The 13,842-nt window shown below is 61.4% G+C and carries 12 protein-coding genes; 6 read left to right on the top strand and 6 right to left on the bottom strand.

Annotated features, from left to right (window positions below; genetic code table 11):
• Window positions 1-3 precede the first annotated feature (3 nt).
• From exbD to OX460_RS10460, 3 genes are read left to right on the top strand one after another with little or no spacing between them, the layout of a single operon-like run.
• Window positions 4-429, top strand: coding sequence for a TonB system transport protein ExbD (gene exbD, locus OX460_RS10470; RefSeq protein WP_289898603.1), 426 nt, complete (start codon window positions 4-6; stop codon window positions 427-429).
• On the top strand, window positions 426-1,205 hold the full coding sequence (locus OX460_RS10465; RefSeq protein WP_289898602.1) for an energy transducer TonB: 780 nt from the start codon (window positions 426-428) through the stop codon (window positions 1,203-1,205). The genes exbD and OX460_RS10465 overlap by 4 nt, the downstream gene beginning before the upstream one ends.
• A 38-nt stretch (window positions 1,206-1,243) precedes the next feature.
• Window positions 1,244-3,502 carry a TonB-dependent receptor gene (locus tag OX460_RS10460; protein ID WP_289898601.1) on the top strand — a complete coding sequence of 753 codons (2,259 nt, stop codon included), beginning with the start codon at window positions 1,244-1,246 and terminating at the stop codon, window positions 3,500-3,502.
• A 30-nt stretch (window positions 3,503-3,532) separates the two neighbouring features.
• Here the strand turns inward: OX460_RS10460 and OX460_RS10455 are convergent, their stop codons facing one another.
• On the bottom strand, window positions 3,533-3,940 hold the full coding sequence (locus tag OX460_RS10455; protein ID WP_251350379.1) for a PRC-barrel domain-containing protein: 408 nt from the start codon (window positions 3,938-3,940) through the stop codon (window positions 3,533-3,535).
• Window positions 3,941-4,187: 247 nt separating this feature from the next.
• Here OX460_RS10455 and OX460_RS10450 point away from each other — a divergent pair, with 247 nt between their 5' ends.
• From OX460_RS10450 to ftsB, 3 genes are all read left to right on the top strand, one after another.
• On the top strand, window positions 4,188-5,840 hold the full coding sequence (locus OX460_RS10450) for a CTP synthase (protein ID WP_099408972.1): 1,653 nt from the start codon (window positions 4,188-4,190) through the stop codon (window positions 5,838-5,840).
• 140 nt (window positions 5,841-5,980) lie between these two features.
• Window positions 5,981-7,264: a phosphopyruvate hydratase gene (eno, locus tag OX460_RS10445; RefSeq protein WP_070260371.1), complete on the top strand. Its 1,284-nt coding sequence runs from the start codon at window positions 5,981-5,983 to the stop codon at window positions 7,262-7,264.
• A 61-nt stretch (window positions 7,265-7,325) separates the two neighbouring features.
• Entirely contained in the window at window positions 7,326-7,649 is a 324-nt protein-coding gene (ftsB, locus tag OX460_RS10440) for a cell division protein FtsB (protein WP_035821182.1), read from the top strand.
• Window positions 7,650-8,090: 441 nt separating this feature from the next.
• On the opposite strand, the gene OX460_RS10435 is transcribed toward ftsB, so the two are convergent.
• The 5 genes from OX460_RS10435 to OX460_RS10415 all read right to left on the bottom strand — a co-directional run bounded on the left by OX460_RS10435 (window position 8,091) and on the right by OX460_RS10415 (window position 13,713).
• Window positions 8,091-8,372 carry a hypothetical protein gene (locus OX460_RS10435; RefSeq protein WP_289898600.1) on the bottom strand — a complete coding sequence of 94 codons (282 nt, stop codon included), beginning with the start codon at window positions 8,370-8,372 and terminating at the stop codon, window positions 8,091-8,093.
• Between the two features lie 152 nt (window positions 8,373-8,524).
• A complete protein-coding gene (locus OX460_RS10430) occupies window positions 8,525-9,655 on the bottom strand; it encodes a glycerophosphodiester phosphodiesterase (RefSeq protein WP_289898599.1) in 1,131 nt (376 codons plus the stop codon).
• Window positions 9,655-12,063 (bottom strand): TonB-dependent receptor, encoded by a 2,409-nt coding sequence (locus tag OX460_RS10425; RefSeq protein WP_289898598.1) that lies wholly within the window; start codon window positions 12,061-12,063, stop codon window positions 9,655-9,657. Before OX460_RS10425 ends, OX460_RS10430 begins: the two co-directional genes overlap by 1 nt.
• A gap of 140 nt (window positions 12,064-12,203) precedes the next feature.
• Window positions 12,204-13,184 carry an Hsp33 family molecular chaperone HslO gene (gene hslO / locus OX460_RS10420; protein WP_289898597.1) on the bottom strand — a complete coding sequence of 327 codons (981 nt, stop codon included), beginning with the start codon at window positions 13,182-13,184 and terminating at the stop codon, window positions 12,204-12,206.
• 4 nt (window positions 13,185-13,188) lie between these two features.
• Window positions 13,189-13,713: a gamma carbonic anhydrase family protein gene (locus OX460_RS10415; protein WP_289898596.1), complete on the bottom strand. Its 525-nt coding sequence runs from the start codon at window positions 13,711-13,713 to the stop codon at window positions 13,189-13,191.
• Between the last annotated feature and the right edge of the window lie 129 nt (window positions 13,714-13,842).

Raw genomic sequence — 13,842 nt, 5'->3', positions numbered from 1 at the left:
GCCATGGCTTCCCTGTTTCCCTCCCAGTACGACGACACGGCCGACATGCCGGAGTTGAGCGAGATCAATGTCACACCCTTCATCGACGTGATGCTGGTGCTGTTGATCATCTTCATGGTCGTCTCGCCGTTGGCCACGGTCGACTTGAAAATCGACTTGCCGGCCGCCACGGCCAAGCCCGAACCCCGTCCCGAGAAACCGTTGTTCGTGTCGCTGAAGGCGGACCGCAGCCTGTACCTGGGCGAGTCTCCCGTGGCGCGCGAGCAGCTGGGCAGCCTGCTCGACGCGCAAACGGGCGGCGACCGCCAGCGCACCCTGTTTTTCCAGGCCGACAAGCAAGCCGCGTATGAAGACGTGCTGGGCGTCATGGATGCCCTGCGCCAGGCCGGCTATCTGAAAGTGGGCCTGGTCGGCCGGGAGGGCGGGTGAGTCCGCAGTCCGGGCCGGCGCCGCGCCCCCTATTGAGCTGGGGCATCGCCACGTCGCTGGTGGTGGCCGCGGCGCTGGCGCTGCTGCTGTGGGCCGGCTGGCAGCCCGTCGCCGTGGCGCCCGCCAATCCGGCGGCCAGCGTGATGGTGGTCTTTGCCGCGCAAGCGATGTCGCCGGAGACGCAGGTGGCGCACGCCGTGGGCGCGCGCCAGTCGGCCGCGTCCAGCGCCGCCCGGCCGCCAAAGAGTGCAATCAAGCAAGAGGCGCTGCCGGTGCTGGCGCGCGCCGCCGCGCCGGAGATCGTCGCGGCGGAAAAAGAGGAAAAGGCGGCGGCCAGTCCGTCGGCGGAGCCGGGCAAGGATGCCGCGAAGGAAGCCTCCGTGCCCGCGCAGGCCAGCAGCAGCGCCACGCCGGCGCCGGCCGCCGTGCGCGGTCCGCAGGCGGCGCCGTTCAACAGCGACACGCCGTCAAGCAGCGCGGCGCCGGCCAGCTGGCAAAGCCAGGTGCTTGGCCACCTGGCGCACTTCAAGCGTTATCCGGGCGATGCGCGCCAGCGCAAGCGGGCTGGCGCCGCCTGGGTGCGCTTCCAGGTGGACCGCGACGGCAAATTGCTGGCCAGCGAGCTGGTCACGTCGTCGGGCACGGTGCTGCTCGACCGCGAAGCCTTGCAAGTGCTGCAGCGCGCGCAGCCGCTGCCGGCGCCGCCCGACAACGTATTGCGCCAGGGCACGGTGACGGTGACCTTGCCCGTGTCGTTCAAGCTCGACGCCAGCTGAATTTCAAATTTTTCAATAACATAACAAATCGAGGGTGTATGCATATCAAGACAATGACGCAGGCCGTGGGCATCTGCATGGCCTTGCTCGCGCAGCAGGCATGGGCGCAACAGGCGCAAGACAGTGGCAAGGTGGAATTCTCGCCGCTGAATGTATCGGGTGAAACGGTACCTGCGGAACGGCAGGCGCTGGAAAAGCCGGGCGCCGTCAGCGCGCGCGGGGCCGATACGCGCTTGCAGCCCGTGGACCAGATCGTGCGCAGCATGCCGGGCACGTTTACCCAGATCGATCCGGCGCAGGGCGCCGTCAGCGTCAACATCCGCGGCTTGTCGGGCCTGGGGCGCGTCAACATGATGGTCGATGGCGTGAGCCAGAATTACTATGGCAGCGCGCCGTCGTCCGTGTCGCACGGCGGCGTGCCCAGCAGCCAGTTCGGCGCGCTGATCGACCCGAATTTCATCATCGGCGTGGATGTGTCGCGTGGCAATGTCGTCGGCGGCGACGGCGTCAATGCGCTGGCCGGCAGCGCCAATTTCCGCACCATCGGCGTCGATGACGTCGTCTTCGCCGGGGAAAAGACAGGAGCGCGCACGAAGATGTGGACCGGTAATAACGGCGTGGGCCGCAGCGCCATGCTGGCCGTGGCCATGAAAAACCCCGCCTTCGATGGCGGCAGCGTGGGCTTCATGGCCGCCACCAGTGCGAGCGTGATCGGCAACAACTACAAGAATGCGAAGGGTGTCAACAGCGAGGAATTCGGTTTCGGCTACAACCGCTATTACAAGCAAAAGCCCAAGTCGCAATTGCTCAAGCTGGACCTCAAATTGAGCGACTTCCATGCGCTGGAACTGTCGGCACGCGATTACCGCAGCACGTTTACGCGCCGCGACATCCACAGCGATGACTACTACGTAAAATATCACTACACGCCGTTTTCCGAGTTGATCGACCTCAATGTGGTGGCCAGCAGCAGCCGCGGCAACCAGAAATACATGCCCGAGGCGCTGACCAATTTCATCAACACGAATGCGGCCAACCGCGCCGACGCGGTCGACATCAACAACACCAGCAGCTTCAGGCTGGCCGGCGGCGATGCGCTGGTGACCATCGGCGGCAAGCTGATGCGTAATAAATACAGCAAGCACGTGGAAAGCCTGGTCGACGATCCGGACAACCCGGATGCGAACCAGCAATCGATCGAAAACAATACGTTCGGCCCCGAGGGCGTGCAAAAGATCAACAGCCTGTATGCGGGCCTGCAATACAACCGCGGCATTGTTCAAGTCAATGCGGGCCTCAACTACACGCACTTTGATTTGACGGGTCACAAGCCCCCCTGCGACTTGCGCGTGCAGTGCTTCCCGCAAGGGGCAAGCAATATTGCGTTGAAGGAGCATGGCATCAATCCCTCGCTGCTCGTTTCCGCGCAGGTGACGCCGTGGTTCCAGCCGTTTGCCAGCGCCGAGCGCACCATGCGCGGGCCGAATCCGCAGGAAGTATTTTTCTCGAATGACGGCGGGGCGTCGATGAACCCCTTCCTGAAGGGCGAGCGGGCCAGCACCTACCAGCTGGGTTTCAATTCCAGCCTGCATGGCTTGCTGAGCGCCAACGATGCGCTGAACTTCAAGGCCCTGTATTTCAAGAGCAAGATCGACGGCTATATCACCAGCCAGTCCTTCCTCGTGTGCGACAGCGGGCGCAAGTGCAATATCGCGGAAGTGATCGCCAAGGACTGGCAGAATGTGGATGAATACGTGACCAATATGTATATCTACATCAACTCGGCCACGCCCGTGTATACACGCGGCTGGGAACTGGAAGCGCAATATCACCTGGGGCCGGCGTATGCGCGCCTGTCGTACACGCGCGAAACGACGCGCCAGCCCACGTCGATCGCCAGCGCCTGGTTTGGCGCGGCCGACATCAGCGAACTGCCCAGCGTGTACTACAACCTCGACGTGGGCACGCGTTTGCTGGACAACAAGCTGGAAGTGGGCGCCATCCTCAAGCACACGGGCTCGAACCGCCGCCTGTCGCCGGACAATGACGCCGATGAAGCGACGGGGGAAGTGCTCAAGGCCGACAATCCGAAGATCCCGGCCGTGATCGACTTGTATGCGAGCTACCAGGTCAGCAAGAACCTGTTCCTGCGCCTGTCCGTGCAAAACGCCATGAACAAGGATTTCTCGGAAGCGCTGAACCGCCTGAACTCGATGCCGTCGCAGTCGCAGGAGAATACGCCGCTGAGCACGGCGCGGGGCAGGACGTATGTGGCAGGGCTGGAGTACCGCTTTTAAAGCAGGCCCAAGCCCCGCGCCTTGGCTTAATTAATACTCGCGCGGCGTCGTTCCATAATAGCTATGGATCGACGTCGCCCAAGCGCTGTCCGCCATGTTCGGCCAGTTATCCGTGTCGAAGCCGGGGGCGTTTTCGATGCGCTCCTTGTCGACGTTGAGGGTAAAGCGCTTGTTGACGGTGTCGAGCAGCAGCGCTTCCCACGGCACGGCGAACAGCTTTTCGCCGATGGTGAAGACGCCGCCGTGCGACATGACGGCGTAGGCGATCTTGCCGCTGCGCATGTCGAGCATGATTTCCTTGATTTCGCCCAGGTGTTCATCCTTGGCATTGTGCACATGGTCGCCGATCAGGGTGTCGGCGCCCATCAGTTCAGGGCCGGGGCCTTTGTGGCCGCGGTTGACATACATGCCGTAGGCGTCGCGTTCTTCGTAGCTCATGATGGACCTCCTGTTGAAAAATCCCAGTCTGCCGCCGGGGCGCGGCAGGGTCTGTTCGCTCGCCCACACAACATATGGAATTGGAAATATTTCAATTATTGTTATTGGGTAATTTTGTTGCGCGTAGACAGCAGGAGGGGGAGGGATAGTCGGTATTTGGCGCAAATTTCCGTGCGCGGGGAGCGACGCAGGCGGGCTTTAGTGTATAATTTCAATTTCCCGCACGTGCCGTTCGGCACCATCTGCAATGACCAAATTTGTCTTCGTCACTGGTGGCGTTGTGTCTTCCCTTGGAAAAGGGATTGCCGCCGCCTCCCTCGCCGCGATCCTCGAATCGCGCGGCCTTAAAGTCACCATGCTCAAGCTCGACCCGTATATCAACGTCGATCCTGGCACGATGAGCCCTATGCAACACGGTGAAGTATTCGTCACCGATGACGGGGCCGAAACCGACCTCGACCTCGGTCACTACGAGCGCTTCATCTCCACCCGCATGAAAAAGGTGAATAACTTCACCACTGGCCAGATCTATGAATCGGTGATCCGCAAGGAACGCCGGGGCGAATATCTGGGCAAGACCGTGCAGGTGATTCCGCATATCACCAATGAAATCCAGGATTACATCCGCCGTGGCGCCGAAGGCTACGACGTGGCCCTGTGCGAAATCGGCGGCACCGTCGGCGATATCGAATCCTTGCCATTCCTGGAAGCGGCACGCCAGCTGAGCCTGCGCGCCGGCCGCAAGAACACGGCCTTCGTCCACCTGACCCTGGTGCCTTACATCGCCTCGGCCGGTGAACTGAAAACCAAGCCGACCCAGCACTCGGTGCAAAAGCTGCGCGAAATCGGCATCTTGCCGAATGCGCTGCTGTGCCGCGCCGACCGCGCCATCCCGGAAGACGAGCGCGCGAAAATCTCGCTGTTCTCGAACATCGAGGAAGACGCCGTCATTTCCGTGTGGGACGTCGACACCATCTACAAAGTGCCGCAAATGCTGCACGACCAGGGCCTCGACAAGATCATCTGCGACGCGCTGGACCTCGATCCTGCACCGGCCGACCTGTCGATCTGGAGCAAGTTGATCTACACGATGGAGCACCCGAAGGCGGAAGTGACCGTCGGCATGGTCGGCAAGTACGTCGAGCTGACCGAGTCGTACAAGTCGCTGATCGAAGCGCTGCGCCACGCCGGCATCCACACGGAAAGCCGCGTCAACATCGAGTACATCGATTCGGAAGAAATCGAAACGACCGGTTGCGACAACCTGGGCAAGTACGATGCCATCCTGGTACCGGGCGGCTTCGGCAAGCGCGGTGTGGAAGGCAAGATCAAGGCGGCCCAGTTCGCCCGTGAAAACAAGATCCCTTACCTGGGCATCTGCCTGGGCATGCAAGTGGCCCTGATCGAATACGCGCGCAACAAGGCAGGCATGCCGAACGCGAATTCGACCGAGTTCGACCTTGATACGGATCAACCTGTCGTTGCACTGATCAATGAGTGGCAAAACCACGATGGTAAAGTCGAGTTGCGCGATGAAAACTCGGACCTGGGCGGTACCATGCGCCTGGGCGCGCAGACCTGCGCCGTCAATCCGGGCACCCTCGCCGCCGAGATCTACGGCAGCGTGGTGACCGAGCGTCACCGTCATCGCTACGAAGCCAATAATCATTACCTGGCCCGTGTCGAAGCGGCTGGCCTGATCGTCTCGGCCCGCACGCCGAGCGAAGATTTGTGCGAAATCATGGAATTGCCACGCACGGGTGAAAATGCCCACCCATGGTATATGGGCGTGCAATACCATCCCGAGTTCAAGTCGACGCCACGCACCGGCCATCCGTTGTTTACCTCGTTCATCAAGGCAGCGCTGGCGCACAAAGAAGCCAACGCCGCTGCGCAATAACGCGGTCGATCGCGACAGTATTACCCGTAAGACAGCTCCCGGCCAGATGGTTCCCGCCGGGAGTTTCTTTGCCCCTTTGTGCAATTGCGCATCAGAACGCAGTGTGCAGCCCCCTGTTACGCTTAACTTTGGAGAATGACATGAGTGCTATTGTTGATATTATCGGTCGCGAAATCCTGGACTCGCGCGGTAACCCGACCGTCGAATGCGATGTGTTGCTGGAATCGGGCGTGATGGGCCGTGCGGCCGTACCGTCGGGTGCGTCGACCGGTTCGCGCGAAGCCGTGGAATTGCGCGATGGCGACGCCAAGCGCTACTTCGGCAAGGGCGTGCTGCAGGCATGCGAAAACATCAATACCGAAATCTCCGAAGCCATCATGGGCCTGGACGCCAATGAGCAGGCTTTCCTGGATCGTACCCTGATCGACCTGGACGGCACGGAAAACAAATCGCGCCTGGGTGCCAACGCCATCCTGGCCGTGTCCATGGCTGTCGCCAAGGCTGCCGCCGAAGAAGCCGGCTTGCCGCTGTACCGCTATTTCGGCGGTTCGGGCGCCATGCAGATGCCGGTGCCGATGATGAACGTCATCAACGGTGGCGCGCACGCCGACAACAACCTGGACATCCAGGAATTCATGATCATTCCTGTGGGCGCCCCGTCGTTCAAGGAAGCCGTCCGCTACGGCGCGGAAGTGTTCCACACGCTGAAAAAGATCCTGCACAAGAAGGGCCTGAACACCAACGTGGGCGACGAAGGCGGTTTCGCGCCATCCTTGGCCAACCATGAAGAAGCCATCAAGCTGATCATCCAGGCCATCGAAGAAGCAGGCTACGAGCCAGGCACGCAGATCGCCATCGGCCTCGATTGCGCCGCGTCCGAGTTCTACAAGAACGGCAAGTACGAAATGGAAGGCGAAGGCCTGAGCCTGACGGCCACCGAGTTCACCAACCTGCTGGCGACCTGGTGCGACAAGTACCCGATCATCTCGATCGAAGACGCGATGCACGAAGGCGACTGGGACGGCTGGGCGATCCTCACCAAGGAACTGGGCAAGAAAGTGCAACTGGTCGGCGACGACCTGTACGTCACCAACACCAAGATCCTGAAAGAAGGCATCTCGAAAGGCATCGCCAACTCGATCCTGATCAAGATCAACCAGATCGGCACCCTGACGGAAACCTTCGCCGCCATCGAAATGGCCAAGCGCGCCGGCTACACGGCCGTCATTTCGCACCGCTCGGGCGAAACGGAAGACTCGACCATCGCCGATATCGCCGTTGCCACGAACGCCCTGCAGATCAAGACCGGCTCGATGTCGCGCTCGGACCGCATGGCCAAGTACAACCAGCTGCTGCGTATCGAGGAAGACCTGGGCGACATCGCCAGCTACCCTGGCCGCGATGCGTTCTATAATCTGAAGTAAGCTGATGTAAAACCCACTGGCCGGCCGGAGATATCCGGCCGGTTTGTTAACTGAATGTCCCATGCGCCTGATTACGCTCGCCCTGGCAGCCCTGCTGCTGTTGATACAATTTCCCCTCTGGCTGGGTAAAGGCGGCTGGCTGCGTGTTGCCGACATGGAAGCCCAAGTGGCGGTGGCCAATAAAAAGAATATGGAATTGAAGGCGCGCAACGCCAAGCTCGAATCCGAAGTGCGCGACCTGAAGGATGGTACGGGCGCCGTCGAAGAGCGTGCCCGCTATGAGCTGGGCATGGTCAAACAGAATGAGATTTTCGTGCAGATCGTGCGCAAGGGCCAGACCCCGCCACTGCTGGAAACGCCGGTGGACGCCGCAGCGCCCCACTGAGTACGGATCACTTCCCGCTTGCCAGCCTGGACCGATTGCCAGGCTGACATATCACTTTACTTCCTTGTACTTATTACCTTGTACTGCTGCACACGATTGGCCGCATGGCGCGGCGTGGTGCGATTGCTTGCTGCTTGCCGATCAGAAACGGGCTTTGCCTGTCGTGATCAGGTAAAAATGGATGCCGGTGACCACGACGGCCACACTTACCAGTACGGTTTCGAGAAATATCATAAAAATTCCTTGTTAATAATTATTTAGGTAAAAAACGTCCAGGGCCAGGCGCCAAGCCGAAGACAGTACGAACGTACGGCAAGGCGCAGGCAACGCACTTTTGGACAGGCGTTTAGTCAGCATAAAAAAACGTCCAGGGCCAGGCGCCAAGCCGAAGACAGTACGAACGTACAGCAAGGCGCAGGCAACGCCGCCTTGGGCGTTTTTTTAGCCGCGCGAAGCGAGGAAGCGCAGTTCGGCTGCCAGATTCGGCATCAGTTTTTCGTAGCGGTTCGCTTCCGAGTTCAACAGGGCGAAATCGCGCTTGCTTGGACGCACATAGCGCTCGTCGTCGGCGCTGGTCGTCGGGGTGGCGATGACTTCCTTCTGCGCCAGTTCGCTGTATGGCTTGGAAGCGAGCAGGGCTCCCAGAAAGGCGCGCGTGGCGCGGCCCAGGTTGCTGAAGTAGTTGTCGTTGTCGTTGCTGTAGGTGTTGGTAAAAGTGGACATATGCCCTCCATGAATGGTCTGTTGTTGCATTGCACAATAATGGAGTTCGCGATATATGTCTAATTCCAAATTCCAATTTCAGAAATTCAAGAAACACATAATAAGGGCGTAGCCGCTGGCCACGCCCTGGAAAAGAATTTGTTACGAAATGTTTATCCGGCGGCGATGCGTCCCAAACCGGGATCGTCGCTGAAAAAGCCGTCCAGTCCCGTCTCGATATAGCGGCGCATTTCCGCCACGGATCCCGCTTCGTTGCGCGCGTTTTCTCCATTGCCGTCGCGGAAGTCGGCCGCCAGGAAACGGTTTTCCGGACGGAAGGTCCACGTGTGCAGCAGCAAGCCCGCCTGGTGCGCATCGTCGACGATGGATGAGGGCTTGGCCAGGCGCTGGTCGGCGCCCAGCGGGATGACGCCCCGCGTGGGCGGCGCCACCACGTCCGCGTAGGCGGCGATGTCGCGCAGGCCGGCCGGCGTGATCATTTGCCCGAAGGTCAGCTTGCCGCCCGCCTTGGCCACGTCCATGGGGCGCACGTCGCCGCCCACCACCAGTTGCATCAGGCGCACGTTGGCGCGCCGTCCCAGCTTGTCGCGCAGGTATTTCAAATTCGCCACTTCGAAGGACTGGATCTCGATCGGCGCGCGGCGCGTGTATTCGTGCGCCAGCATGGTCGACAGGAAACGGTCTTCCAGCGCCAGGCCCGCATCGCGGAAATACGTCGAGCTTTTCAGCTCGGGCACGAGGCCGATGATGCGGCCGCTGGCGGCCGATTGCGCTGCAACAAAATCGATGATTTCTTCCCAGGTCGGGATCTGGAATTGTCCATCGTACAAGGTGTTGCCGGTACGTACTTTCGGCAGCCGTTCGATGGCGCGCAGGGTTTTCAATTCCGCCAAGGTGAAATCGTCGACGAACCAGCCTTCGTGCCATTCGCCGTCGACCAGTTTCTTGCCGCGCCGGCTGGCGAACTCGGGACGCCGCGCCACGTCGGTGGTGTCGACCAGATTGCTTTCATGGCGCGCCACCAAAATGCCGTCGCGCGTGGCGACCAGGTCCGGCTCGACGTAATCGGCGCCGTCGAGGATGGCCTTGGCGTACGACGCCAGCGTATGCTCGGGACGCAGGGCGCTGGCGCCACGGTGCGCGAAGACGAGCGGACGCGACGGTGGCGTGGCCAGCAGGCCGGCGGCAAAGCCGGGCGCGGCCGCCAGGGCCAGGCCGCCGGCGGCCGCCCGGACGAAGTTGCGGCGCGAAAAATGCCGCTGCGGGAGGATGGGCGTACGCATCAGAAGTCCGCCGTCAGGGTCAGGAAGCCCTGGCGCGGGGCGATGGGGAAGGTGTTGTAGGTCTTGTCTGCGGCGCCCACCACCACGTTCAGCGAACCTTCGCGGTTGGCCAGGTTGCTCACATTCACGCGCCAGCGCGGATTTTTCAGCCAGCCGGCCAGGGCCGGCAGCTTGCCCGACACGCCCAGGCCCATCAGGAAATAGCTGGGGACGGACAAATCGTTGGTGTACGTCGCGTAGCGCTTGCCCACATAGTCTCCCGTCAGTTGCACTTCGATATCGCCAACCGTGGCCGAAGCAACAAACTTGTTCAGCCATTCAGGCGAGCCTGGCACGTTCTTGCCCGCCGTCAAGACCAGCGCGGCGCCATTGTTGTAATTGTCCGCGTACTGCGAGCGGTTGTACGACAGGGCATTGTAGAACGAAAAATTATTGCCGAAGTGAACGGTTCCGGCGATATCGATGCCGTCCGTGCGCACGCTGCCCACGTTGGCCAGCACGGGGTTGCCGCCAATGATGGAGGAAATCACGGGCGTTGGGCTGATCTGCAGCAAACGGTTGCTGAAATCGACGTGGTAGACGTTGACCTGGCCATCGATGGCCGTGATGGCGCCCAGGCTCAATGGGTGGCTGCCGCGCACGCCCACTTCATAGGTGAGGGCCGTTTCCGGCTTGGCGTCGCGCTTGAACAGGTCGAAGGCTGCCTGGCTCGACAAGCTCCATGGCGACGCGCCGCCGCCGCCATAGGTGACGAACTGGCGCATGTTTTTCTGGATATTGAAGTACAGCTGGTCTTGCGGCGTGAAATCCCAGCGCGCGCCCACTTGCGGCAAGAACCATTTTTTCGTGTTGATGGTGCCGACCGGCAAGGCCGTCGAGCCGCCGGCGATGGCGCCCTTGGCCGGCTGCACGGGGAATTGGCCATCGGCAAATTGCAGGCTGGACTTGAAGCCGGCTTGCAGGGCGATATCGGGGCGGATGCGCCATTCATCCTGCAGGTGCAGCTGCACCACCTTGTTGTCGATCTCGCTGCCGTACTGCGTGATCAAGGGATTGCTGGGGCGGTCGTACGGCGACGTCGGGTTGTTGACGTCCAGCGCATACCAGCGGCGGTAGGCGGACGAGCGGTTCTGTTCCAGCCACAGGCCCGCTTCCAGCTGGTGATTGCCGATTTCCTTGCGCAGGGTGGAAAGGAAGCCGCCCCGCTTGATGTCGTATTCCGTCGTGCGCACGGCGTAGCCCGAGTTGCCGAACACCTGTTTCAGGTTCTGCTTCGGGTAGTACACGCTGAACAGGCCCGGCAAGCCTGCCACGCCGATGGGGCCGGCCACCACGCCCGCGCCGTCATCCTTGTGGTAATACACCTGGTTCGACCACGTCATGCCTTCGGCCAGGTTGGCGTCGAACTTGGCGTAGGCCAGGTAGTCGGTGCGCTGCGCATCGCTGTAGTAGTTGCGGTAATTGTTGCCGTCCGCGGCAGGCGTGGCGCCCGTCGGCGACAGGTAATTCAGGGCCGCCTTGAAGTCCGGATACAGGAAGGGGCGCGTGTATGGCGCGCTCGTTTCGCCCGCCACGTGCACGGTGCTGTCTTCGTTCGGCTCGATCTTGTCCGAGTAATTGAAGAACAGGGTCAGCTTGCCCGCCTCGCTGCGGTTGACGTATTTTGCGTTGAACTGGTCGCCGCCCTGGCGCGCATCGAAGTCCCAGGCGCGCGCTTCATGGTGCAGGATGGAAAAATAGGCGCTGCTGCCATCGCCGAAGGCGCCCGTGTCATAGCGGGCAAACGTGCGCGACGTGCGGTGGCTGCCCACCGTTTGCTGCACGCTGGCGCCCTGCGTGGCCAGCGGGTCGCTGGAATAGGTTTCGATGGTGCCGCCCAGGTTGCTGGTCGACGCCGTGGCCAGGTCGCCCGCGCCCGAGGACAGCACGACGCTGCGCACGTTTTCGCTGATCACGGCGCGCTGCGGCGACAGGCCGTTGTAGTTGCCGTATTGCTGGTCGCCCAGCGGCACGCCGTCCATGGTGTAACCCAGTTGCTGGCCGGAAAAACCATGCACGAACAGCGACAGGTTTTGCTCGTTGTTGCCCCACGGGTCGGCCGTCTGGAAGCTGACGCCAGGCAAGGTTTGCAGGGCCTTTAACGGATTCGTGCCGGGCAGGATCTTCTGGATTTCATTCTTGCTCAGGGCGACGGAAGAACGCGTCTTGCGCGAGGAAATCTCCACGGTGGCCATCGGAGCATTGTCATCGGCAGCGGGGGCGGCGGCCATGTCGGTGGCGGAGGACGCCACGGCGGCGGCGACGGCCGTTTGCGCCAGGGCCGGCAAGGAGAGGCCTGCGGCGCAAGCGCCCAGCAACACATGGAAGGAATGGCGGCGCAGGGCCAGCGTCAAGTGGGTATTCATCATCAGCCTGTGGAAAGTATTGGAAGTAATACAAGCTGCGCAGCGTAACGGCGGCGCGTGACGGGCTGATGACGAACTGATGACGGGAAGATGACAGCAGAAACAATTGCGCCGCCTGAGGGGCGGCGCGGGGATTATTACAATTAGTTAATACTTGCCGCAGGGGGGATCAAGACTTCGGCCGGCGCATCCGTGATGAACAGCTGCGCGCAATCGACCTTGTCGAATTCATAGTGCTGGCCGCAGAAATCGCAGTTCACGCCCACCTGGCCCACTTCTTCCAGGGTGCTGTTGACTTCTTCCTCGCCCAGCATCTTGAGCATATTGCCCACTTTTTCGCGCGTGCAAGTGCAATGGAAGCTCGGGTGCAGCGGGTCGAAGACGCGGATCGTCTCTTCCCAGAACAGGCGCTGCATCAGGGTATCGATGTCCGTCGACAGGATTTCCGCCTCTTTCAGGGTCGACGCCAGCATCACGGCGCGGTTCCACGTGTCCAGCGCGTCTTCTTCCGACACGGGCGTCGCTTCGGCCTTGCCGCCATGGTGGGGCAGCTTTTGCAGCAGCAGGCCGCGCGAGACGCTGTCGTCCGTGGCCAGCCACAGGCGGGTGTCGAGCTGTTCCGAACGCAACATGTAGTTTTCGATCACGGTGGCCATGTCGTCGCCGTCCAGCGGCACGATGCCCTGGTACGGTTGCTGGCCCGGCACCTTGTCGGCCGGGTCCAGGGTGATGATGAAGCGGCCCTTGCCCGTGGCGTTGAGCAATTGCGGCACGGTGGCCACGTCGGGAATGGTGGCGTCCGGGTCCAGCTTGGCCGTGGCGCGCAGGCGCAGGTCGGAGTCGCACTCGACCACCATCAGGCGCACGGGGCCGTCGCCATGGATTTGCATGATGATGGAACCGTTGAATTTCAGGTTGGCCGACAGCAGGGCGGCGGCAGCCACCATTTCGCCCAGCACTTTTTTCACGGCCGTCGGGTAGGCGTGGCGCGACACCACTTCCTGCCACGTGGTCGAAACGTCGATGAACTGGCCGCGCACGGCGGCATTGTCGAAAATAAATTTTTGCAGGGTATCCTGGCCCGGAAGGGCTGCGCTGACAGCGCCTGTGGTTTCAGTCGTCATTCTTTTATCCAATCTTCTTGAGTTGCGTATTAAATAGCTGGCCGCGCTGCACATAGTTCACGGCGTTGCCTTGTAGCCTGGTGATATCGTCTGCCGTCAGGGCCCGCACGGCTTTCGCCGGTGAGCCGAGGATCAGCATATTGTCGGGAAATTCCTTGCCTTCCGTGACCAGGGCGCCCGCGCCGACCAGGCAGCCCTTGCCGATCTTCGCGCCGTTCAGGATCACGGCCTGGATGCCGACCAGGGCGCCATCGCCGATCGTGCATCCATGCAACATCGCCTGGTGGCCGATGGTCACGTTCCGGCCGATGTCCAGCGGGTAGCCCGGGTCCGTGTGCAGCACGGCGCCTTCCTGCACATTGCTGTTGGCGCCCACCGTGATGCGTTCGTTGTCGCCGCGGATCGTGGCGCCGAACCATACGGACGTATTCGCTTCCAGCGTGACCTTGCCGATCACATTGGCCGTGTCGGCAACAAAAGCGGAAGCATCAATCAGCGGCGCATCGGCGCCCAATTGGTAGAGTGTCATCGTTAGCCTGTGGCGGTGGTGGAAGCGCCGGGCACGGCCGGACGCGGAAGTTTTGCGCTATTTTACGCTGTTGCAGGGCAAGTCCGAGCGCCGGCCGCTAATCCGGTATAATTATCGAACGGTCGTACT

Origin of the sequence: Janthinobacterium sp. SUN033 (assembly GCF_030397595.1) — a bacterium.
Lineage (GTDB): Bacteria > Pseudomonadota > Gammaproteobacteria > Burkholderiales > Burkholderiaceae_D > Janthinobacterium > Janthinobacterium kumbetense.
Note: the sequence above shows the minus strand (reverse complement) of the source record. Positions and strands in the feature narration are given on the sequence as shown.

Excerpts from the sequence above, each read along its gene's own strand:
- exbD (WP_289898603.1), top strand. The coding sequence starts at position 4 with ATGGCTTCCCTGTTTCCCTCCCAGTACGACGACACGGCCGACATGCCG.
- OX460_RS10455 (WP_251350379.1), bottom strand. The coding sequence starts at position 3,940 with ATGAGCTACGAAGAACGCGACGCCTACGGCATGTATGTCAACCGCGGC.
- OX460_RS10460 (WP_289898601.1), top strand. The coding sequence starts at position 1,244 with ATGCATATCAAGACAATGACGCAGGCCGTGGGCATCTGCATGGCCTTG.
- OX460_RS10450 (WP_099408972.1), top strand. The coding sequence starts at position 4,188 with ATGACCAAATTTGTCTTCGTCACTGGTGGCGTTGTGTCTTCCCTTGGA.
- OX460_RS10435 (WP_289898600.1), bottom strand. The coding sequence starts at position 8,372 with ATGTCCACTTTTACCAACACCTACAGCAACGACAACGACAACTACTTC.
- OX460_RS10425 (WP_289898598.1), bottom strand. The coding sequence starts at position 12,063 with ATGATGAATACCCACTTGACGCTGGCCCTGCGCCGCCATTCCTTCCAT.
- OX460_RS10415 (WP_289898596.1), bottom strand. The coding sequence starts at position 13,713 with ATGACACTCTACCAATTGGGCGCCGATGCGCCGCTGATTGATGCTTCC.
- OX460_RS10430 (WP_289898599.1), bottom strand. The coding sequence starts at position 9,655 with ATGCGTACGCCCATCCTCCCGCAGCGGCATTTTTCGCGCCGCAACTTC.
- hslO (WP_289898597.1), bottom strand. The coding sequence starts at position 13,184 with ATGACGACTGAAACCACAGGCGCTGTCAGCGCAGCCCTTCCGGGCCAG.
- ftsB (WP_035821182.1), top strand. The coding sequence starts at position 7,326 with ATGCGCCTGATTACGCTCGCCCTGGCAGCCCTGCTGCTGTTGATACAA.
- eno (WP_070260371.1), top strand. The coding sequence starts at position 5,981 with ATGAGTGCTATTGTTGATATTATCGGTCGCGAAATCCTGGACTCGCGC.